The 17,354-nt window shown below is 66.6% G+C and carries 22 protein-coding genes; 15 read left to right on the top strand and 7 right to left on the bottom strand.

The window, feature by feature from the left end; translation table 11 throughout:
• Positions 1-7: 7 nt before the first annotated feature.
• Both ACK4HL_RS12225 and ACK4HL_RS12220 read left to right on the top strand, forming a co-directional pair.
• Positions 8-1,354 carry an ATP-binding protein gene (locus ACK4HL_RS12225; RefSeq protein WP_409760656.1) on the top strand — a complete coding sequence of 449 codons (1,347 nt, stop codon included), beginning with the start codon at positions 8-10 and terminating at the stop codon, positions 1,352-1,354.
• A gap of 11 nt (positions 1,355-1,365) precedes the next feature.
• Positions 1,366-1,833: a hypothetical protein gene (locus ACK4HL_RS12220; RefSeq protein WP_409760654.1), complete on the top strand. Its 468-nt coding sequence runs from the start codon at positions 1,366-1,368 to the stop codon at positions 1,831-1,833.
• A gap of 150 nt (positions 1,834-1,983) precedes the next feature.
• On the opposite strand, the gene ACK4HL_RS12215 is transcribed toward ACK4HL_RS12220, so the two are convergent.
• The 4 genes from ACK4HL_RS12215 to ACK4HL_RS12200 form a co-directional block, all read right to left on the bottom strand.
• Entirely contained in the window at positions 1,984-2,319 is a 336-nt protein-coding gene (locus tag ACK4HL_RS12215) for a tRNA-binding protein (protein WP_409760652.1), read from the bottom strand.
• Between the two features lie 6 nt (positions 2,320-2,325).
• On the bottom strand, positions 2,326-3,147 hold the full coding sequence (gene proC, locus ACK4HL_RS12210; protein WP_409760752.1) for a pyrroline-5-carboxylate reductase: 822 nt from the start codon (positions 3,145-3,147) through the stop codon (positions 2,326-2,328).
• On the bottom strand, positions 3,144-3,644 hold the full coding sequence (locus ACK4HL_RS12205) for a YbjN domain-containing protein (protein WP_409760650.1): 501 nt from the start codon (positions 3,642-3,644) through the stop codon (positions 3,144-3,146). The genes proC and ACK4HL_RS12205 overlap by 4 nt, the downstream gene beginning before the upstream one ends.
• Positions 3,645-3,842: 198 nt before the next feature.
• The gene (locus tag ACK4HL_RS12200) at positions 3,843-4,127 is read right to left on the bottom strand and encodes an accessory factor UbiK family protein (protein WP_409760648.1); all 285 of its coding nucleotides are present in this window, start codon (positions 4,125-4,127) and stop codon (positions 3,843-3,845) included.
• Positions 4,128-4,253: 126 nt separating this feature from the next.
• Here ACK4HL_RS12200 and lgt point away from each other — a divergent pair, with 126 nt between their 5' ends.
• The 12 genes from lgt to ACK4HL_RS12140 all read left to right on the top strand — a co-directional run bounded on the left by lgt (position 4,254) and on the right by ACK4HL_RS12140 (position 14,649).
• Positions 4,254-5,090, top strand: coding sequence for a prolipoprotein diacylglyceryl transferase (lgt, locus tag ACK4HL_RS12195; protein ID WP_409760646.1), 837 nt, complete (start codon positions 4,254-4,256; stop codon positions 5,088-5,090).
• Complete coding sequence (locus ACK4HL_RS12190; protein WP_409760644.1) at positions 5,077-6,132, top strand: class I SAM-dependent methyltransferase; 1,056 nt, start codon at positions 5,077-5,079, stop codon at positions 6,130-6,132. Before lgt ends, ACK4HL_RS12190 begins: the two co-directional genes overlap by 14 nt.
• Positions 6,129-6,890, top strand: coding sequence for a peptidoglycan editing factor PgeF (pgeF, locus tag ACK4HL_RS12185; RefSeq protein WP_409760642.1), 762 nt, complete (start codon positions 6,129-6,131; stop codon positions 6,888-6,890). The genes ACK4HL_RS12190 and pgeF overlap by 4 nt, the downstream gene beginning before the upstream one ends.
• 23 nt (positions 6,891-6,913) lie before the next feature.
• Positions 6,914-8,065 (top strand): M24 family metallopeptidase, encoded by a 1,152-nt coding sequence (locus tag ACK4HL_RS12180; RefSeq protein ID WP_409760640.1) that lies wholly within the window; start codon positions 6,914-6,916, stop codon positions 8,063-8,065.
• Between the two features lies 1 nt (position 8,066).
• The gene (locus tag ACK4HL_RS12175) at positions 8,067-9,347 is read left to right on the top strand and encodes a hypothetical protein (protein WP_409760638.1); all 1,281 of its coding nucleotides are present in this window, start codon (positions 8,067-8,069) and stop codon (positions 9,345-9,347) included.
• A 101-nt stretch (positions 9,348-9,448) separates the two neighbouring features.
• Positions 9,449-10,381 carry a ribose-phosphate pyrophosphokinase gene (locus ACK4HL_RS12170; RefSeq protein WP_409760750.1) on the top strand — a complete coding sequence of 311 codons (933 nt, stop codon included), beginning with the start codon at positions 9,449-9,451 and terminating at the stop codon, positions 10,379-10,381.
• A gap of 30 nt (positions 10,382-10,411) precedes the next feature.
• Positions 10,412-11,131, top strand: coding sequence for a hypothetical protein (locus ACK4HL_RS12165; protein ID WP_409760636.1), 720 nt, complete (start codon positions 10,412-10,414; stop codon positions 11,129-11,131).
• A 131-nt stretch (positions 11,132-11,262) separates the two neighbouring features.
• A complete protein-coding gene (locus tag ACK4HL_RS12160) occupies positions 11,263-11,985 on the top strand; it encodes a 50S ribosomal protein L25/general stress protein Ctc (protein ID WP_409760634.1) in 723 nt (240 codons plus the stop codon).
• A gap of 21 nt (positions 11,986-12,006) precedes the next feature.
• Positions 12,007-12,609, top strand: a complete 603-nt coding sequence (gene pth, locus ACK4HL_RS12155; protein ID WP_409760632.1) for an aminoacyl-tRNA hydrolase — start codon at positions 12,007-12,009, stop codon at positions 12,607-12,609.
• Entirely contained in the window at positions 12,609-13,706 is a 1,098-nt protein-coding gene (gene ychF / locus ACK4HL_RS12150; RefSeq protein WP_409760630.1) for a redox-regulated ATPase YchF, read from the top strand. Before pth ends, ychF begins: the two co-directional genes overlap by 1 nt.
• A gap of 11 nt (positions 13,707-13,717) precedes the next feature.
• A complete protein-coding gene (locus tag ACK4HL_RS12145) occupies positions 13,718-14,170 on the top strand; it encodes a MaoC family dehydratase (RefSeq protein ID WP_409760628.1) in 453 nt (150 codons plus the stop codon).
• A complete protein-coding gene (locus tag ACK4HL_RS12140) occupies positions 14,167-14,649 on the top strand; it encodes a MaoC family dehydratase (protein ID WP_409760626.1) in 483 nt (160 codons plus the stop codon). The genes ACK4HL_RS12145 and ACK4HL_RS12140 overlap by 4 nt, the downstream gene beginning before the upstream one ends.
• Positions 14,650-14,655: 6 nt before the next feature.
• Here ACK4HL_RS12140 and ACK4HL_RS12135 read toward each other — a convergent pair whose 3' ends face one another.
• The 3 genes from ACK4HL_RS12135 to ACK4HL_RS12125 form a co-directional block, all read right to left on the bottom strand.
• Entirely contained in the window at positions 14,656-15,201 is a 546-nt protein-coding gene (locus tag ACK4HL_RS12135; RefSeq protein ID WP_409760624.1) for an adenine phosphoribosyltransferase, read from the bottom strand.
• A 17-nt stretch (positions 15,202-15,218) separates the two neighbouring features.
• Positions 15,219-16,055: an oxygen-dependent coproporphyrinogen oxidase gene (gene hemF, locus ACK4HL_RS12130; protein ID WP_409760622.1), complete on the bottom strand. Its 837-nt coding sequence runs from the start codon at positions 16,053-16,055 to the stop codon at positions 15,219-15,221.
• A 70-nt stretch (positions 16,056-16,125) separates the two neighbouring features.
• The gene (locus ACK4HL_RS12125; RefSeq protein ID WP_409760620.1) at positions 16,126-16,578 is read right to left on the bottom strand and encodes a tRNA (cytidine(34)-2'-O)-methyltransferase; all 453 of its coding nucleotides are present in this window, start codon (positions 16,576-16,578) and stop codon (positions 16,126-16,128) included.
• A gap of 176 nt (positions 16,579-16,754) precedes the next feature.
• On the opposite strand from ACK4HL_RS12125, the gene petA reads away from it, so the two are divergent.
• Positions 16,755-17,342, top strand: a complete 588-nt coding sequence (gene petA, locus ACK4HL_RS12120) for a ubiquinol-cytochrome c reductase iron-sulfur subunit (protein WP_409760618.1) — start codon at positions 16,755-16,757, stop codon at positions 17,340-17,342.
• Positions 17,343-17,354: the final 12 nt, after the last annotated feature.

Here is a 17,354-nt window from a genome sequence, read left to right as displayed (position 1 = left end):
CTGAGCCATGGCGAAGAACTGGCTCTACGACCGCTTCAACGCCTTCCTCGAACGCCACATGCCCGAAGGCCTGTTTCCGCGGGCCCTGATCATCCTGGTGGCGCCGGTGGTGCTGCTGCAGACCATCATGACCGGCCTCATCTTCGAGCGGCATTTCGAGAACGTCACGCGGCTGCTCGCCCGGTCCTTCGCGCGCGACGTGAGCCTGCTGATCCAGCTCTACGAGGAGAGCGACCGCAGCCCTGCGGCGGAGGACAGGATCGAGCGGCTGGCCAACGGCACGCTGAAGCTCAGCCTGTCGATCGAGCGCGGTGTGCTGCCGCAGCCCCTGCCGGAGCCGTTCTTCTCGCGAGCCGACACGCGGCTCACGCGCGAACTCACGGTTGAGACGGGCAAGGACTTCTGGATCGACAGCCGCGGCCAGCCAAACGTCGTGGACGTGCGCGTGCAGGTCGAGCCGCAGGTGGTGTTCCGCTTCATGCCGCGCGAGGAGCGAACGCTCGCCACCAGCACCGGCTTCCTCCTGATGCTGATGCTCATGTCCTCGCTGCTGCTGCTCGGCATCGCCATCATCTTCCTGAGAAACCAGATCCGGCCCATTACCGACCTGGCCCGCGCCGCGCAGAGCTTCGGCACGGGCCGCGACGTCGGCGTCTTCCGCCCGCGCGGTGCACGCGAGGTCAAGGCCGCGGGAGAGGCCTTCCTCGACATGCGCGACCGCATCGCCCGCCAGGTGGAGCAGCGCACCGCGATGCTGGCGGGCGTCAGCCACGATCTCCGCACCATTCTCACGCGCTTCAAGCTGGAACTCGCCTTCCTGGGCGACGGACCCAAGGTGAAGCCGTTGAAGGAGGACGTGGACGAGATGCAGCGCATGCTCGAGGCCTACATGGCCTTCGTAAAGGGCGATGCGGGCGAGGTGCCGCGCGAAGTGGAACTCGCCAGCCTCGTGAACGGCGCCGTGCGGGCCTGCGAGCGCGCCGGCGGGACGGTCGAGGCGGACGTGCCGCAAGGCCAGATGGTGCGGGTGAAGCCCAACGCCTTCGGCCGGCTGCTGGCCAACCTGATCGGCAACGCCGTGCGCTATGCACGCAGTGTGAAGGTGACGGCGAAGGTTGCCGACCACATGCTGATCCTCATGGTGGACGACGACGGTCCGGGGATTCCGCCGGACCAGCGTGCGGAGGCCTTCCGCCCCTTCGTGCGCCTCGACAATGCCCGCAACCTCGACGAGACAGGTACGGGGCTTGGCCTCGCCATCGCGCTCGACATCGCGCGCGCCCATGGCGGGGAACTGAGGCTCGAGGATAGTCCGAAAGGCGGGCTTCGCGCCGTTGTGCAGGTTCCGGTATAGGAGTGCCCATGATGGATTACCGATTGGACCCGCTCTGGCTCAAGCTCAACATGATGAATGCGGAGGGCCTCCAGGCCTTTGCACCGCTCATGGAGGCGATGCAGAAGCAGATGGGGCAGAATGCCGAGATGGCGCAGCGCGTCATCGAGGAATACCGCAAGTTCCTGTTCCTCGCCATGCGTGCCGGCCACCAGGTGATTCCGCCCGGCCCCGTCAACGACGTGTGGATGATGCATCTGCAGAACGCCCAGAACTATTGGGAGCAGCTCGGGCAGATGATCGCCGAGCGGCCAATGGCCCAAGGCGTGGACGCGAAGTCATTCGCCTCGATGGCGGAGACGTGGAAGGCGACGCTCGAGTCCTACGAGAAGATCTTCGGCATGAAGCCCCCGATGGACATCTGGGGCCAGGGCCCCGCCGCCGAGAACCCATGGATGCAGGCCATGGCGAACTGGCGGAAGATGTTCGGGCTGGGGTGAGGGGCAGGCAGCTTCTCCAACTCCTTGAAGCCGTCATCCTGGCGAAGTCCGGGAGCCAGCTTCCTTCAAGCCTGCTCCGGCGCCCCAGGCTGGACCGCGGGGGTGCGCCTCGTGGAGCCCGCACGGCGGATGATTCCGCAAGCGCGTGCCCTAATACAACCTTCCGCCATTGGGCACCTTGCGCTCAACGGCCACCAGCACGACCTCTCCCGCTTCGTCGGGAAAGCCCAGTGTCAGCACTTCGGACATGAAAGGCCCGATCTGGCGCGGCGGGAAGTTGACGACGGCCGCCACCTGCCTGCCCATCAGGGATTCCGGCGTATAGAGCTTGGTCACCTGGGCCGAGGATTTCTTGACGCCGATCTCGGGGCCGAAATCGATCCTGAGCTTGAAGGCTGGCTTTCTCGCCTCCGGGAAGGGGTCGACGGCGATGATGGTGCCGACGCGGATGTCCACTTTCAGGAAATCGTCGAAGGAGATCGTCATGGTTCCTCAGCTCGCCAGCTCGCGTGAGCGGCGCGTGGCCGCGGCGATGGCCCTGTCGAAGAGCGGCTGCATGGCGTCCTCGGCCATCAGCACCTCGAGCGCGGCGTGGGTCGTGCCCTTGGGCGAGGTGACGTTCTGGCGCAGCGTCGCCGCCTCGATTCCGGACTGGCGCATCAGTTCGCCTGCACCCGATACGGTGGCGCGGGCGAGCTGCATGGCCAGATCCTTCGGCAGGCCGACCTTCTCGCCAGCGGCGGCGAGGCATTCGGTGAGATAGAAGACATAGGCCGGGCCCGAGCCCGAGACGGCCGTTGCGGCGTCGATCAGGCCCTCGTTGGCTACGGTGACGACCTCGCCAACCGACTCGAGCAGCCTGCGGGCCAGAGCCAGCTGCGCCTCCGACACATTGGCATTGGCCGCCATCGCGGTGATGCCGCGGCCCACCGCGGCCGGCGTGTTGGGGATGGTGCGGACAACAGCCGCAGCGGCGCCAAAATGGCGCTCGAAGGAGGCAATCGTCTTGCCCGCCGCCACCGAGAGCACCAGGGGTTTCGAGGCCCCGAGCGACACGACGCCGGGCAGCACCTCCTCCATGAGCTGCGGCTTCACCGCGATCACCACCACCTCGGCATCGCGGATCGCCGTCACGTCGGGGTTGAGGCGGACGCCGTGGCGCTCGATCAGCGCCAGCACTTCGGCCGGTGGCCGTGGGTCGAGGGCGACGATGCGGGCGGGATCCGCGCCGCCCCTGAGCCAGCCTTCGAGCATCGCTCCGCCCATCTTGCCGGCACCGACCAGCACGAGCGTTCCGGCAAGCTTCACCATCAGGCTTCTCCCCATGTGTCGATCATCGCCGCCTCGAGAGCCTCCGTGGCGCTCTGGCCGGCCCAGACGACGAACTGCACGGCGGGAAAATAGCGCTCGCAGGTCTCGACCGCAAAGCGGATCAACGCCTCGCACTGCGCGTCATTGGCCTCGGCATTGCCCGAGAGCAGGAGACTGTTGCGGAAGACGAGGCTGCCGTCGGCATGCCAGAGATCGAAATGACCCACGAGCAGTTGCTCGTTGATGCGGGCCAGGAGCCGCGCCACCTCGTCGCGCCGCGGGGGCGGCACCTTCATCTCGAGGCTCACCGCCACATGCAGAATCTCGAATTCGTCACGCCAGTTGAGGGCGACGGTCATGTCGCTCCAGCCGCCTTCGACCTGCATCGTCACTTCGCCGGAATTGGTGCGCGAAAAGGCCCACTGGTAAGCCTCGGCAAGCCGTTCGACGCGGTCGAGCGGATTGGAGAGTTCGTCGCTTTCAAGGGCCTCCAGGGCCATCGGTCATTCCTCCGTTGGCTGACGAATCACCCGCCGCGCCACACGAGGCAAACTGCCGAAGCCGTTGAGTCGCATCAAGAGTCGGCACGCAAATCTTAATGATTCCTCCACAGGGGAGTGGGCTTTTTCAGCCGCGAGGGCAGAAACGTTTGCGGCAGAGTCCGGTGACTTAGAGTCAATAAGAAGCTTTTCTCAGCATCAGTCGGCGCGTGAGTCGGAGGCCGATGCGGTTTCGCCGCCGAGCCTCGATTCGAGCGCGGCAAGGCGGGCCGCGATCGCGTCGTTCTCCTCGCGCGCCTTCTGTGCCATGGCCTTCACGGCTTCGAACTCCTCGCGCTTCACCAGGTCCATGTTGTTGAGTATGCGTTCCATCTGGGACTGGACCAGCGTGTCGATCTCGCGGCGCACGCCCTGCGCAGCTCCCGCCGCGTTGGTCATCAGCTTGGCCAGTTCGTCGAAGAAGCGGGTCTGAGAGGTGGTCATGTGCGTGGGCCCTTTCCTTCAGACCCAGCTATGGGGTTTCGCCCCCCATTTCAAGATGCGGCATGGCGCGCCGGCGGCAGCGCGGGCTTGACGGAAGGTGCCGGCGCGACCAGTGTCCCGCCCGCCATGATTGCCCAGGCCCTCTCTCCCGCCGCGCTGCCGTTTCCCGGGATTGATCCCGTGATCTTCGAGATCGGGCCCTTTGCGCTCCGCTGGTATGCGCTCGCCTATATCGCTGGGCTGCTGTTTGCCTCCTGGTACATGAAGCGGCTCGTCTCGAATCCCGGGCTCTGGGGCAGGGTGAAACCCACGATGACGGCGGCCCAGGTCGACGATTTTTTCCTGTGGTCGGTTCTGGGCGTCGTCGTGGGGGGCAGGCTGGGCTACGTCCTCTTCTACAAACCCTTTCACTATCTCGCCTATCCCCTTGAAATCGCTAGGATGTGGGATGGTGGCATGTCCTTCCATGGCGGCTTTCTGGGGGTGGTCGTCGTCTGCTTCTTCTATGGCCGCAGGATCGGCGCCGGGCTCGACCGGATGCTCGATCTCGGTGCCGCCTCGGTGCCGGTGGGGCTGGGGCTGGGGCGGCTTGCCAACTTCATCAACGGCGAGCTCTGGGGCCGTCAAACCGATGTGCCCTGGGCCTTCGTCTTCCCGGATGACCCGCTGCAGCTGCCACGCCACCCGAGCCAGCTCTACGAGGCGGTTCTCGAAGGTCTGGTGCTGTTCCTGGCGGTTCGGATCGCCACCCATAGGCACGGAGCGCTCCAGCATCCGGGCCGTGCTTCCGGCATCTTCGCGCTGGGCTATGGCATGGCGCGCATCCTGGTGGAGTTCTTCCGTGAGCCGGACGCCTTCCTCGGTTACTTCGCGGGGTTCATCACCATGGGCATGATCCTGTCGCTGCCGCTCTGCGCCGTCGGGGTCTGGCTGCTCGTCAGGTCGCGCCATGCCGCCGCTTGAGGCGCTGATCCGCGAGGTGATCGCGGGCGAGGGCCCGATGCGGCTCGACCGCTACATGAGCCTGTGCCTCGGGCATCCCCTGCATGGCTATTACATGACGCGCGATCCCCTGGGCGAGCGCGGCGATTTCGTCACCGCGCCGGAGGTGAGCCAGGTCTTCGGCGAACTGGTCGGTGTCTGGGCCGTGGCCGCCTGGGGGGCGATGGGGAGGCCCGCGGCCTTCCACCTGGTGGAACTCGGGCCCGGCCGCGGCACGCTGATGGCCGACATCCTGCGTACGGTCCGCAAGGCCGCGCCGGACTTTGCGGCTGCTGCTGCCGTCCATCTCGTCGAGACCAGCCCGGTGCTTCGGGACAAGCAGAAGGCAGCGCTCGGCGAAGGGCCAAGCTGGCATGGGCAGTTCGAGGCGGTGCCGGAGGGACCGATGATCCTGATCGCCAACGAATTCTTCGACGCCCTCCCGGTGCGCCAGCGGGAGAAGCGCGGTGGCCGCTGGCATGAACGGGTGGTCGGCCTCGAAAACGGGCGGCTCGTGTTGGGCCTCGGTCCCGAGGTGCCGGGGGGCGAGGGTGCAGAGGGCGCCATCGTGGAATTCGCCCCCGAGCGCGAGGCAGTGGCGCGCGCCATCGGGGGGCGGCTGGCGCGCCACGCCGGTGCTGCGCTGGTGATCGATTACGGCCACCTCGTCTCCGCCCCCGGCGACACGCTGCAGGCCATGCGCCGCCACCGTTTCGTGCCCGTCACCGAAGCTCCCGGGGAGGCGGACCTCACCTCGCATGTGGATTTCGCCGCGCTCGCAAAGGCGTTCAGGGCGGGCGGAGCGGAGGCCTGGCCGGCCCTCACCCAGCGTGATTTCCTGCTCGCCATGGGGCTCGTACCACGCTTCGAGCAGCTTGCCTCCCGCGCCACTTTGGAAACGCGCGCCACTCTCCACCGGCAGATGGAGCGGCTTGCAGCGGAGAAGGAGATGGGTAACCTGTTCAAGGTGCTCGCCGCCACCTCGCCGGGACTCGGAATGCCTTATCCCTTCGGACGCCCATGATCGAATCAGACGCCCTTCGCCTCGACGGCATCGTCCACGGTTTCTTCACGCGGCAGGGCGGGCATTCGCGCGGGGTGTTCGCCTCGCTCAATTGCGGCATGGGCTCGGGCGATGAACGCGAGGCGGTCATGAGGAACCGCGCCATCGTGGCGGAACGGCTCGGCGTCCGGCCGGAATGCCTGCTCTCCGCCTGGCAGGTGCATAGTGCCGAGGCCGCCGTCGTGTCGGGGCCTTGGGAGGGGGAGGAGCGCCCGCGGGTCGATGCACTGGTCAGCCGCACGCCGGGGGTGGCGCTGGGGGTCCTCACCGCCGATTGCGGCCCGCTCCTGTTCGCAGACCGGGAAGCGGGCGTCGTCGGCGCGGCGCATGCGGGCTGGAAGGGGGCGCTCACCGGCATCACCCGCCGCACTATCGAGGTGATGGAGGAGCAGGGGGCGGAACGCTCCCGCATCGTCGCAGTGATCGGGCCCATGATCTCGCAGGAGGCCTACGAGGTGGGTCCGGAGTTTCCCGACCGCTTCACCGAGGCCGACCCGGCCAACGCCCGCTATTTTGCCCCTTCGCCCCGGCCCGGCCACGCCATGTTCGATCTTCCGGCCTACCTCGAAGACCGCCTGCGGAAGGAAGGCGTGGGCAGGGTGGTGAACCTGTCACTGTGCACATTCGGTGACGAGGAGCGGTTTTTCAGCTATCGCCGGGCGACCCACCGCAAGGAAAAGGACTATGGCCGGCTCATTTCGGCCATTGCGCTGGCCTAAGCGGGCGGGCAGAGGGAGAAGACATGGCATTGCATTTCGAACGCGCCGAATATGACCGCCGCATCGCGGCCGTCACCACGGCGATGGCGCGGAACGGGCTCGACGGACTGCTGATGTTCCAGCAGGAGAGCATGTACTACCTGACGGGCTACGATACCTTCGGTTTCTGCTTCTTCCAGTGCCTCTATCTCGGGGCGGATGGCAGGCTGGCGCTGCTCACACGCTCCGCCGACCTGCGCCAGGCGCAGCACACCTCGCTCATCGAGGACATCCGCATCTGGACCGACGCGGCGGGTGCGAAGCCCTCGACCCAGCTCCGCGACATGCTCGAAGAGCTCGGCTGCAAGGGCAAGCGTCTCGGCATCGAGAACCAGTCCTATGGACTTACCCATGCGAACGGCAAGGCCGTCGATGCGGCGCTCGACGGCTTCTGCCGGCTGGCCGACGCAAGCGACCTCGTGAACATGATCCGGGTGGTGAAGTCGCCGGCGGAGCTGCGCTACGTGCGCAAGGCGGGCGAACTCGGCGATGCGGCGCTGAAGGCCGCCATCCGCAAGACCAAGGCGGGTGCGGACGAGGGCGAGATCCTCGCCGCCCAGCAGGGCGCCGTCTTCGCCGGCGGAGGCGACTATCCGGCGAACGAGTTCATCATCGGCTCAGGGCGCGACGCGCTGCTCTGCCGCTACAAGTCCGGGCGCCGCAAGCTCGGAAAGCGCGACCAGCTGACGCTCGAGTGGGCAGGCGTCTACCGGCACTATCACGCGGCCTTCATGCGAACGCTCGTCGTCGGCAAGCCGACGAAGCATCATGTCGCGATGGATGCCGCCTGCCGCGAGGCGCTCGCGGCGGTCGAGGAGCAGCTGAAGCCCGGGCGCACGGCGGGAGAGGTCTTCGCCGCTCACGCGAGGGTCATGGACGCGCATGGCATGCGCGAGCACCGGCTCAACGCCTGCGGCTATTCGCTGGGCGCCAAGTTCACCCCGAGCTGGATGGACAGCCCCATGTTCTACAAGGACAATCCTGTTGAGATCGGCCCCGGCATGGTATTCTTCGCGCACATGATCCTGATGAATTCGGAGGCCGGTGCCGCCTTCTGCCTTGGCCGCACCTACATCGTGGGGGAAAAGAAACTTGAGCCGGTTTCAACGGCGCCGCTGGAGATGATAATTCGGTAGCATGCAGCCGAGCGTCACCATCAGATGGCTGGAGTCGTTCCGCGCCGTGGCCTACGGCGCGGTGATGACCGTGCTCGTCCTGCTGCTGACCTCCTGCTCTGCGAGTTCGATCCTGACCGATTCTTCAGGGTCCGCGGGACGTGCCGAGCCCAAGGGCAAGACCGTGCCGCCGGTTGCCGTGCAGCAGATCACCGGCATTCCTCCGGGAAAGCTCGCCGAGCTCCGCTCCGCGCTCTCCGCCGCGGGCGGCCAGCACGACATCGGTTTCGTCGAAGGCGATTTCCAGTCCGGCGTGTTCAGCCTGTCGGGCGAATTCCGCGCCAGCAACGCCAGCGCGGGGGTGAGCATCACCTATCGCTGGCAGTTCCGGGATGCCGAGGGCGTGCTGATCGCCACCATCGACGGGGAGGACAATGCCGGGGTTCATGCGGGCAGTGATCCCTGGGCCGGCGTCTCCGGCGCCGTTCTCGACCGCATCGCCCGGCGGACAGCGGAGGAGATGGCGAACAAGCTCGCCGCCATGGGCTATGCCGCGCGGCTTGCCGGGCTGACCGCGCCGCCGGCGGAGTATTTTGCCGCAGCGGCGCGCGATGCCCATCGCGAGATCGACTTCGAGACGGTGAACGGGCCGGGCCTCGGCGGGCTCGGCGCCGCCATGCTGGCAGGCGCGGGAAAGATCGTGAAGCACGAGGACATTCCCCCCACCGTTGCCGCCGTGGAGCCCATTCCCGGCGAGGCGCTGATGGCGCGCGTGGCGGAGCCCGACGGCCCCTCGGCCGCTGCGCCGGCGCCGGAAGAAAATGCCGAGGTTTCGGGGGAGGCTCCCGAAGCCGAGGTCGCCTCGGCCGCGGCTCCCGGCAAGACGGACCGCGAGGCGAAAGCACGCCCGGAGGCGAAGCCCGCCAGCGCGAAGCCGGGCCAGCGCGAGATCCGCGCCGTGGCGGTGGTGCCGGTCGAAGGCTCCCCCGGCGCGGGCGATGCCGAACTCACCGCCGCAATGCGCAAGACGCTCTCGGCGGCCGGCTGGCCGGTGGTGAGCAAGCCCGGCCCGGATGCTCTCACCATCGTCGGACGGGTGAAGGTGGCCGCCAAGGGCGAGTCCAACGAGGCCGTTTCGGTGCGCTGGGAGGTGCGCTCGCCCGACGGCAGGACGCTGGGCGACGTGAAGCAGGCCAACGAGGTGCCGAAGGGTGCCCTCGATGCCGGCTGGGGGCCAGCCGCCCTTGCGGTCGCCGAGGCGGCCGCCGGCGGCATCTTCGACATCGTGAAGCGCTTCCAGTAGGCTGAAGTCGCAGGGGAAGCTGCGTGAAAGCCCCTTTGCAGCGCGTCATGCGGTTGTTATAGAGCCGCGCAAGCAGGGCGGATCAGGGGATTTCGGGCATGATGAAGATCGTGGCAGGCAACAGCAACCGGCCACTGGCCGAAGCCATCTGCTCCTACCTCAACGTGCCGATGACCAGGGCCGTTGTCCGGCGCTTCAACGACATGGAGATCTTCGTCGAGATTCAGGAGAACGTCCGCGGACAGGACATGTTCGTGGTGCAATCCACCTCCTTTCCCGCCAACGATCACCTGATGGAGCTGCTGATCATCATCGACGCCCTGAAGCGGGCTTCGGCGCGGCGCGTCACGGCGGTGATCCCCTATTTCGGCTATGCCCGCCAGGACCGGAAGCCCGGACCCCGAACGCCGATCTCGGCCAAGCTCGTCGCCAATCTCATCACCCGGGCAGGAGCGGACCGCGTGCTGACCATGGATCTCCACGCCGGCCAGATCCAGGGCTTCTTCGACATCCCGACGGACAATCTCTTCGCCGGCCCCGTGATGGTGCGGGACATCAAGCACCATCTCGACGTCTCCAACACGGTCGTCGTCTCGCCGGACGTCGGCGGCGTGGTGCGCGCCAGGGCGCTCGCCAAGCGGCTCGACACGCCGCTGGCCATCGTCGACAAGCGGCGCGAGCGGGCGGGGGAGTCCGAGGTCATGAACATCATCGGTGACGTCAAGGGCAAATCCTGCATCCTGATCGACGACATCGTGGATTCGGGCGGCACGCTGGTGAACGCGGCGGAAGCGCTGCTGGCGAACGGCGCGAGGGACGTTGCCGCCTACATCACGCACGGCGTGCTCTCGGGCGGGGCGGTGGCCCGCATCACCAATTCCAAGCTGAAGGAGCTGGTCATCACCGACTCGATCCAGCCCACCGAGGCGGTGAAGATCGCCCGCAACATCCGCACCATCCCGATCGCCTCGCTGCTCGGCGAAGCAATCGGCCGCACCAACCGCGAAGAGAGCGTCTCGAGCCTGTTCGAGTAGTCGCCCCCGAGGGTACCGGAGATTTCCGCCATGCTCCGCCGCGCCGCCCCGCTCGCCGCCTTGCTGATCCTCCTCGGCTGGCCGGCCGCTGCCCAGGAATTCGATGTGCCAGAGGTGGACTATCCGTCCCTTCCCGGGAATGCGTCCTCGGCGGCTGGCTTCGTGCCGGAGGGCTGGGTGCCGGAGAAGGAGATCCGTGGCGACCTGGACATGGACGGGGCCGAGGACCTGGTGCTCGTGCTGCGCGACAGGAACCCCGCGAATATCCTCACCCCGGAATGGTCGGAGGAGGAAAGGGTGGATACCAATCCCCGCATCCTTGCCACCGCGCTCGCAGCCGGCGAGGGCTACCGCCTGGTGCTGGAGAACCACACGCTGATCCCGCGGGTGACCTCCTTCGCCCAGTCCGACCCGCTGAGCGAGGCGGGCGGCGTCGCCATCGACCGCGGCGGCCTCAAGGTCGACCTCTATTATTTCTCCAACGCCGGTGGCTCCGACGCCGGCTTCTGCACCTACCGGTTCCGCTATGCGGGCGGGCGCTTCGGGCTCATCGGCTATGACCGCGACAACACCAACCGAATGACCGGCGATACAACCGTAACGAGCATAAACTTCCTCACCGGAAAGGTCGTCACCACGACGGGGAACATCGAGAGCGACGAGACCCAGACCACCACGCGGCGCCTGCCTAAACGGGCACTCCGGGGCATCGGGGAGCTGGGAGAAGGCTGCGTCCTCGACCCGGAGTGATTGGCCAGCCAGCCCCTTACCCCGGCCGGGTTGCGCTTGATTCGCCCTTCCGCTATACGCGCGTCCGTCCGTCCGGCATCGTTCACCCCTGGAGGAAGGCGGGGCGGGCAATTCATATCAGGAGCAGACCAATGTCCAAGATCGTGCAGCTCAAGGCCGCGTCGCGCGCCCGGGCAGGCAAGGGGGCCTCTCGCGCAGTCCGCCGTGAAGGCCTCATCCCCGGCGTCGTCTATGGCGACCGCCAGGAACCCCAGCTCGTTTCGCTCACCTACGGCGACGTTCTCCCCCACGTCGAGACCGGCCGTTTCCTCTCCACGCTGATCGACCTCGACGTCGACGGCAAGACGGTGCGCGCCATTCCGCGCGACGTCCAGTTCGAGCCGGTGCGCGACTTCATCATCCACATCGACTTCCTGCGCCTTGGCAAGGAAGCCCGCATCAAGGTGAACGTGCCCGTGCACTTCACCGGCCAGGACGTGGCCCCGGGCATCAAGCAGGGCGGCACGCTCAACATCGTCTCGCACTCGGTGGCGCTGAACTGCTCGGCCAACCTCATCCCGGACGAGATCTCGGTCGACGTCTCGGGCATGCAGATCGGCCAGTCGATTCACCTCTCCAACATCTCGCTGCCCGAGGGCGTCACCTCGGCCGCCCTGGACGACGTGACGCTCTGCGCCATCACCGCCCAGGCCAAGGAAGAGGAAGCCCCGGCAGAGGCCGCGACGGCCGAGGTTCCGGCGACGAACCAGAAGGCGCCTGCCGCCGCTGCAGCGGCTCCCGCCGCGGGCGCCAAGGGTGCCGCTCCTGCCAAGGGTGCCGCACCGGCCGCGGCCGCTCCCGCGAAGAAGAAGTAATCTTCTTTCGAAGAGGGCCAGATGCACCTCATCGTGGGGCTCGGCAACCCGGGCTCCAAATATCAGGGCAACCGGCACAATATCGGCTTCATGGCGGTGGACGAGATTGTCCGCCGCCATGGCTTTTCGCCGTGGCGCAAGCGCTTCCAGGGCGAGACCTCGGAGGGCGTGCTCGAAGGCGAAAAGGTGCTGGTGCTGAAGCCCATGACCTACATGAACGAGAGCGGCCGCTCCGTCGGCGAGGCCATGCGCTTCTACGACGTCGACCCGGCGAACCTCCTCGTGCTCTATGACGAGCTCGACCTCGAGCCCGGCAAGATGCGGGTGAAGCTCGGCGGGGGTGCCGCGGGGCATAACGGCATCCGGTCCATGATCGCCCATTGCGGGCCGTATTTCGTGCGCGTCAGGCTGGGGATCGGCCACCCGGGCGACAAGGCGATGGTGCATCCGCATGTGCTGAGCGATTTCGCCAAGGCCGACAAGGCGTGGCTCGAGCCGCTGCTCGACGCGGTGGCCGATCACATTCCGCTCCTCGTCAAGGGTGATGAGGGGTCATTCCAGAACAAGGTGCACCTGGCGCTCAATCCAGCGCCGGAGAAACCGCCGAAGAAGGCAGAGAACTGATGGGTTTCAAGTGTGGCATCGTCGGGCTTCCGAATGTCGGCAAGTCGACGCTCTTCAACGCGCTGACGCAGACGGCCGCGGCGCAGGCGGCCAACTACCCCTTCTGCACCATCGAGCCCAACGTGGGCGACGTGGCGGTGCCGGACCCGCGCCTGGATATCCTGGCGAAGATCGCAGGCTCCGCCCAGATCATCCCGACGCGCCTCACCTTCGTCGACATCGCGGGGCTGGTGCGCGGCGCATCGAAGGGCGAGGGGCTCGGCAACCAGTTCCTCGCCAACATCCGCGAGGTGGACGCCATCGCGCATGTGGTGCGCTGCTTCGAGGATGGCGACATCACCCATGTCGAGGGCAAGATCGACCCCATCGCCGACATCGAGACCATCGAAACCGAGCTGATGCTGGCCGATCTCGACTCGCTGGAGAAGCGCATCGTCAACATCGAGAAGAAGGCCAAGCAGGGCGACAAGGAATCGAAGGAACTCGCCGCCCTCATCACCCGGGCGCTCACGCTGCTGCGCGAGGGCAAGCCCGCCCGCCTCGTGGAGAGGACACCGGAAGAGGAAAAGAACTTCCGCGGCCTCGGCCTGCTCTCGTCCAAGCCAGTGCTCTACGTGTGCAACGTCGAGGAGGCCTCCGCCGACAAGGGCAATGAATTCTCCGCCCGCGTGTTCAAGCGCGCTGCGGAGGAGAATGCCGTGGCCGTCGTCGTCTCCGCCAAAATCGAGAGCGAGATCGCCGTGATGGCGCCCGACGAGCAGAAGGACTTCCTCGCGGCGGTGGGACTCGAGGAGCCCGGCCTCAACCGCGTGATCCGCGCGGGCTATGACCTTCTCCATCTCGTCACCTATTTCACCGTGGGCCCCAAGGAGGCGCGCGCCTGGACGATCACCAAGGGCACCAGGGGCCCTCAGGCTGCAGGCGTCATCCATACGGATTTCGAGAAGGGCTACATCCGCGCCGAGACCATCGCCTATGACGACTATGTCGCGAACAGCGGCGAGGCCGGCGCGCGCGAAGCGGGCAAGTTCCGGCTGGAGGGCAAGGATTACGTCGTCAAGGACGGCGACGTGATGCATTTCCGGTTCAATACATAGCGCTTCCGGCCATGGCGGACCTGCTTCACTACGAGGACTTTCCCGAAGGCATGGTCATCCCCTTCGGCACCTATCACCTCTCGAAGGAGGAGGTGATCGCCTACGCCCGGGCGTGGGACCCGCAGCCATTCCATCTCGACGAGGAGGAGGCGAAACGCTCCGTGCTCGGAGGATTGGCGGCGTCGGGCTGGCAGTCGAGCGCCATCGCGGTGCGGCTCGCGGTCGAGGCCTATGCCAACAAGTCGGCCGCCATGGCCTCGAACGGCATGGAGGAGGTGAAGTGGCTGAAGCCCGTCTATGCGGGCGAGACGCTCACCGGCCGCGCCACCGTGCTTTCCCGCAGGGTCTCCTCCAAGCGGCCCGAGATGGGCATTCTCCGCATGAAGTTCGAAATGTTCAATACCGGGGGCGAGCTCAAGCTGGAGATGCTTGGCGTGCAGTTCATGCGGGTGCGCCGGCCATGATCGGGCTCTATCTCGAGGAGATCGAAGAAGGCCGCGTCGTCGATCTCGGCAGCCATCACTTCACCAAGGAGGCGATCCTCGCCTTCGCGACGCAATATGATCCGCAGCCCTTCCATCTCGACGAGGAGGCAGCACGGAAGGGCCCCTTCGGCGTGCTCTCGGCCTCGGGCTGGCACACGGCCTCGGCCTGGATGAAGCATTACGTGGCCAGCAACCAGCGGGCGGAAGCGAAGCTCCGTGCCGAGGGAAGAGTGCCGGCGCCCGTCGGGCCCTCGCCGGGATTCACCAATCTGCGCTGGCTGAAGCCGGTGACGCCGGGCGACACCGTCACTTACCGCTCCACCGTCACCGGCAAGCGCGAACTCAAGTCCAGGCCCGGATGGGGCCTCGTCTTCACGCTCAACGAGGGCTTCAACCAGAGGGGCGAACTGGTGTTCTCCTTCGAAGGCAAGGTATTGACGCCGAGGCGACCGGCCTAGCCGCCCTCAATGCCCCTCGAAGCTCACCAGCGTGTGCACCTTGACACCCTTGGCCTTGAGCTTCGCCGCGCCGCCTAAATCCGGCAGGTCGATCACGAAGGCGGCGGAGACGACTTCCCCGCCCGACTTGCGGATCAGGTCGATCGCAGCACCCGCCGTGCCGCCGGTGGCGATGAGGTCGTCGATCAGCAGCACGCGGTCTCCCTTCTGGATCGCGTCGGCATGGATCTCGATGGTGTCCACGCCATATTCGAGCGCGTATTCCTGGCCGATGACGCGCGATGGCAGCTTGCCCTTCTTGCGGATGGGGATGAAACCGCGGCCGAGATTGTGGGCCACGGCACCGCCAAGGATGAAGCCGCGCGCCTCGATCCCCGCCACATAGTCGATCTCGCCCTTGAGGAACGGCCAGGCGAGTTCGTCCACCGCGGCGCGGAACCCGTGCATGCTGGAGAGCAGCGTGGTGATGTCGCGGAACATGATGCCGGGCTTGGGATAGTCCGGGATGGTGCGGATGTAGCGCTTGATGTCGAAGCCGTTCCTCAGGTCCATTGCCGTTCTCCCGGAAATCAGGGCCATTTCACCATGGGCGGCATCGAGGAGAGGATCGATTCGACGTTTCCTCCCGTCTTCAGCCCGAAGATGGTGCCGCGATCGTAAAGCAGGTTGTATTCCACGTAGCGGCCGCGGCGGACCAGCTGCTCCTCGCGGTCGGCCTCGGTGAAGGCAAGAGCCATGTTGCGGCGGACCAGCCTCGGATAGACGCCGAGAAATGCGCGGCCGACGTCCTGCGTGAAGGCGAAGTCGGCCTCCCAGTCGCCCGAGTCGAAATGGTCGTAGAAGATGCCGCCGATGCCGCGCGGCTCGTTCCGGTGTGGCAGGAAGAAATACTCGTCGCACCACGCCTTGAAGCGCGGATAATCCGCCACCGCATGAGCCTCGCAGGCGGCCTTCATTGCGGCGTGGAATTCGAGCGAGTCCGGGTGCTCCTGGTTGCGCCGCCGGTCCAGCATGGGGGTGAGATCGGCGCCGCCGCCGAACCAGCTCTTCGTCGTCACGATGAAGCGGGTGTTCATGTGAACGGCGGGCACGAAGGGGTTCGACGGGTGGATGATGAGCGAGATGCCGGAGGCCCAGAAGCGCGGGTCTTCCTCCGCACCCGGAATCTGCTTGCGGAATTCGGGCGAGAACTCGCCATGGACGATTGAGGTGTGGACGCCGGCCTTCTCGAACACGCTGCCATGCAGCATCGACATGACGCCGCCGCCGCCATCCTTCCGCTCCCAGGGCCTGCGCTCGAAGCGGGCGCCGGTCTCGATCTCCTCGAGCGCTGCGCAGATCTCGTCGCGCAGGGCCTCGAACCAGCGGCGGGCCTCTGTCTTGCGAGCTTGGAGGAGGGCGGTCATGAACGATTCCTGTGGGCGGGCGGAGCCTAGCATCAGCCTCCCCCGGCTGAACAGGCGTTCGCCCTGCTCCTCACGGAAAGCCCCGAAGCTGGCGCAGCGCCTCACCCGTCGCCATGGCGCAGGCAAGGGCCACGTTGAGCGAGCGCAAGCCCGGCTTCAGGGGAATTGTGATGCGGGCTTCGACCGCCTCGTGCACCTCCTCGGGCACGCCCGAGCTTTCCCGTCCCATCAGCAGGATGTCTCCGGGGCGGAAGGCGAATTCGGTGTAGGGCAGGGCGGCCTTGGTGGTGAGAAGCACGCTACGCCGCCCGGCCGTGGCCTGGCGGAAGGCGGCCCAGGAGCGATCCTGGCGCAGTGCCGCCTTGTCGAGATAGTCCATCCCGGCGCGGCGGAAAGCGGAATCGGTCATCACGAAGCCGGCGGGCTCGATGATGCGGCAGGTGAGGCCGAAACAGGCGCACATTCGCACGACGGTGGCGGCGTTGGGCGCGATATCGGGCTGGTAGAGGGCGATTTCGATCATGATTCTCAAACTTTAGACCAAGGCCCGGGCAGGCCGGAATTCCCTGCGAACTGCGACACTTGATGGCTAGACTTCTCACGGTCGCAATGCCAAAAGGTCGCGGGTTTGAGCGCCGGGGAACGCCGGCCCGTACCTCATGGGGCGGGCTGGCGCGGCAACAAAAGGGAAGAAGAGACGTGTCCACAGCGGAACATGCGGAAACCAACCGCCGCGATTTTCTCTATATCGCGACCGGTGCCGTGGGGGCCGTCGGCGCAGCGCTGACGGTCTGGCCTTTCATCAACCAGATGAACCCTGACGCTTCGGTTCTGGCGCTGGCCTCCGTCGAGGTCGATCTGGCGCCGATCGCCGAGGGCCAGGAGATCACCATCAAGTGGCGCGGCAATCCCGTGTTCATCCGCCACCGCCTGCCGGCCGAGATCGAAGCCGCGAAGGCGGTGTCCATCGCCGAGCTCCCCGACCCGATGGCGCGCAACGCCAACGTGCCCGAGGGCGAGCAGGCCACCGATGTCAACCGCGTGGTCGGCGGCAAGGAGCAGTTCCTGGTGATGATGGGCGTGTGCACGCATCTGGGCTGCGTGCCGATCGCCAACGAGGGCGACTACGCGGTGGTCGAAGGTTCCGCCAAGCACGGCGGCTGGTTCTGCCCCTGCCACGGCTCGCACTACGACACGGCCGGCCGCATCCGCAAGGGCCCCGCGCCGGAGAACCTGCCGGTTCCGCCATATGCCTATACCTCCGACACCAAGATCCGCATCGGCTAAGAAGGACATTCC

The sequence above is a fragment of the Aestuariivirga sp. genome, assembly GCF_046294715.1.
Classification (GTDB): domain Bacteria; phylum Pseudomonadota; class Alphaproteobacteria; order Rhizobiales; family Aestuariivirgaceae; genus Aestuariivirga.
This window is presented reverse-complemented; position numbering and strand designations above follow the sequence as displayed.

Bases quoted from the DNA above. Each gene is read 5' to 3' on its own strand.
- ACK4HL_RS12170 (WP_409760750.1), top strand. From the start codon at position 9,449: ATGAAGATCGTGGCAGGCAACAGCAACCGGCCACTGGCCGAAGCCATC.
- ACK4HL_RS12160 (WP_409760634.1), top strand. From the start codon at position 11,263: ATGTCCAAGATCGTGCAGCTCAAGGCCGCGTCGCGCGCCCGGGCAGGC.
- ychF (WP_409760630.1), top strand. From the start codon at position 12,609: ATGGGTTTCAAGTGTGGCATCGTCGGGCTTCCGAATGTCGGCAAGTCG.
- ACK4HL_RS12225 (WP_409760656.1), top strand. From the start codon at position 8: ATGGCGAAGAACTGGCTCTACGACCGCTTCAACGCCTTCCTCGAACGC.
- ACK4HL_RS12125 (WP_409760620.1), bottom strand. From the start codon at position 16,578: ATGATCGAAATCGCCCTCTACCAGCCCGATATCGCGCCCAACGCCGCC.
- ACK4HL_RS12200 (WP_409760648.1), bottom strand. From the start codon at position 4,127: ATGACCACCTCTCAGACCCGCTTCTTCGACGAACTGGCCAAGCTGATG.
- ACK4HL_RS12165 (WP_409760636.1), top strand. From the start codon at position 10,412: ATGCTCCGCCGCGCCGCCCCGCTCGCCGCCTTGCTGATCCTCCTCGGC.
- ACK4HL_RS12140 (WP_409760626.1), top strand. From the start codon at position 14,167: ATGATCGGGCTCTATCTCGAGGAGATCGAAGAAGGCCGCGTCGTCGAT.
- lgt (WP_409760646.1), top strand. From the start codon at position 4,254: ATGATTGCCCAGGCCCTCTCTCCCGCCGCGCTGCCGTTTCCCGGGATT.
- ACK4HL_RS12190 (WP_409760644.1), top strand. From the start codon at position 5,077: ATGCCGCCGCTTGAGGCGCTGATCCGCGAGGTGATCGCGGGCGAGGGC.
- ACK4HL_RS12215 (WP_409760652.1), bottom strand. From the start codon at position 2,319: ATGACGATCTCCTTCGACGATTTCCTGAAAGTGGACATCCGCGTCGGC.
- ACK4HL_RS12180 (WP_409760640.1), top strand. From the start codon at position 6,914: ATGGCATTGCATTTCGAACGCGCCGAATATGACCGCCGCATCGCGGCC.
- ACK4HL_RS12135 (WP_409760624.1), bottom strand. From the start codon at position 15,201: ATGGACCTGAGGAACGGCTTCGACATCAAGCGCTACATCCGCACCATC.
- ACK4HL_RS12145 (WP_409760628.1), top strand. From the start codon at position 13,718: ATGGCGGACCTGCTTCACTACGAGGACTTTCCCGAAGGCATGGTCATC.
- pgeF (WP_409760642.1), top strand. From the start codon at position 6,129: ATGATCGAATCAGACGCCCTTCGCCTCGACGGCATCGTCCACGGTTTC.
- ACK4HL_RS12220 (WP_409760654.1), top strand. From the start codon at position 1,366: ATGGATTACCGATTGGACCCGCTCTGGCTCAAGCTCAACATGATGAAT.
- hemF (WP_409760622.1), bottom strand. From the start codon at position 16,055: ATGACCGCCCTCCTCCAAGCTCGCAAGACAGAGGCCCGCCGCTGGTTC.
- ACK4HL_RS12205 (WP_409760650.1), bottom strand. From the start codon at position 3,644: ATGGCCCTGGAGGCCCTTGAAAGCGACGAACTCTCCAATCCGCTCGAC.
- pth (WP_409760632.1), top strand. From the start codon at position 12,007: ATGCACCTCATCGTGGGGCTCGGCAACCCGGGCTCCAAATATCAGGGC.
- ACK4HL_RS12175 (WP_409760638.1), top strand. From the start codon at position 8,067: ATGCAGCCGAGCGTCACCATCAGATGGCTGGAGTCGTTCCGCGCCGTG.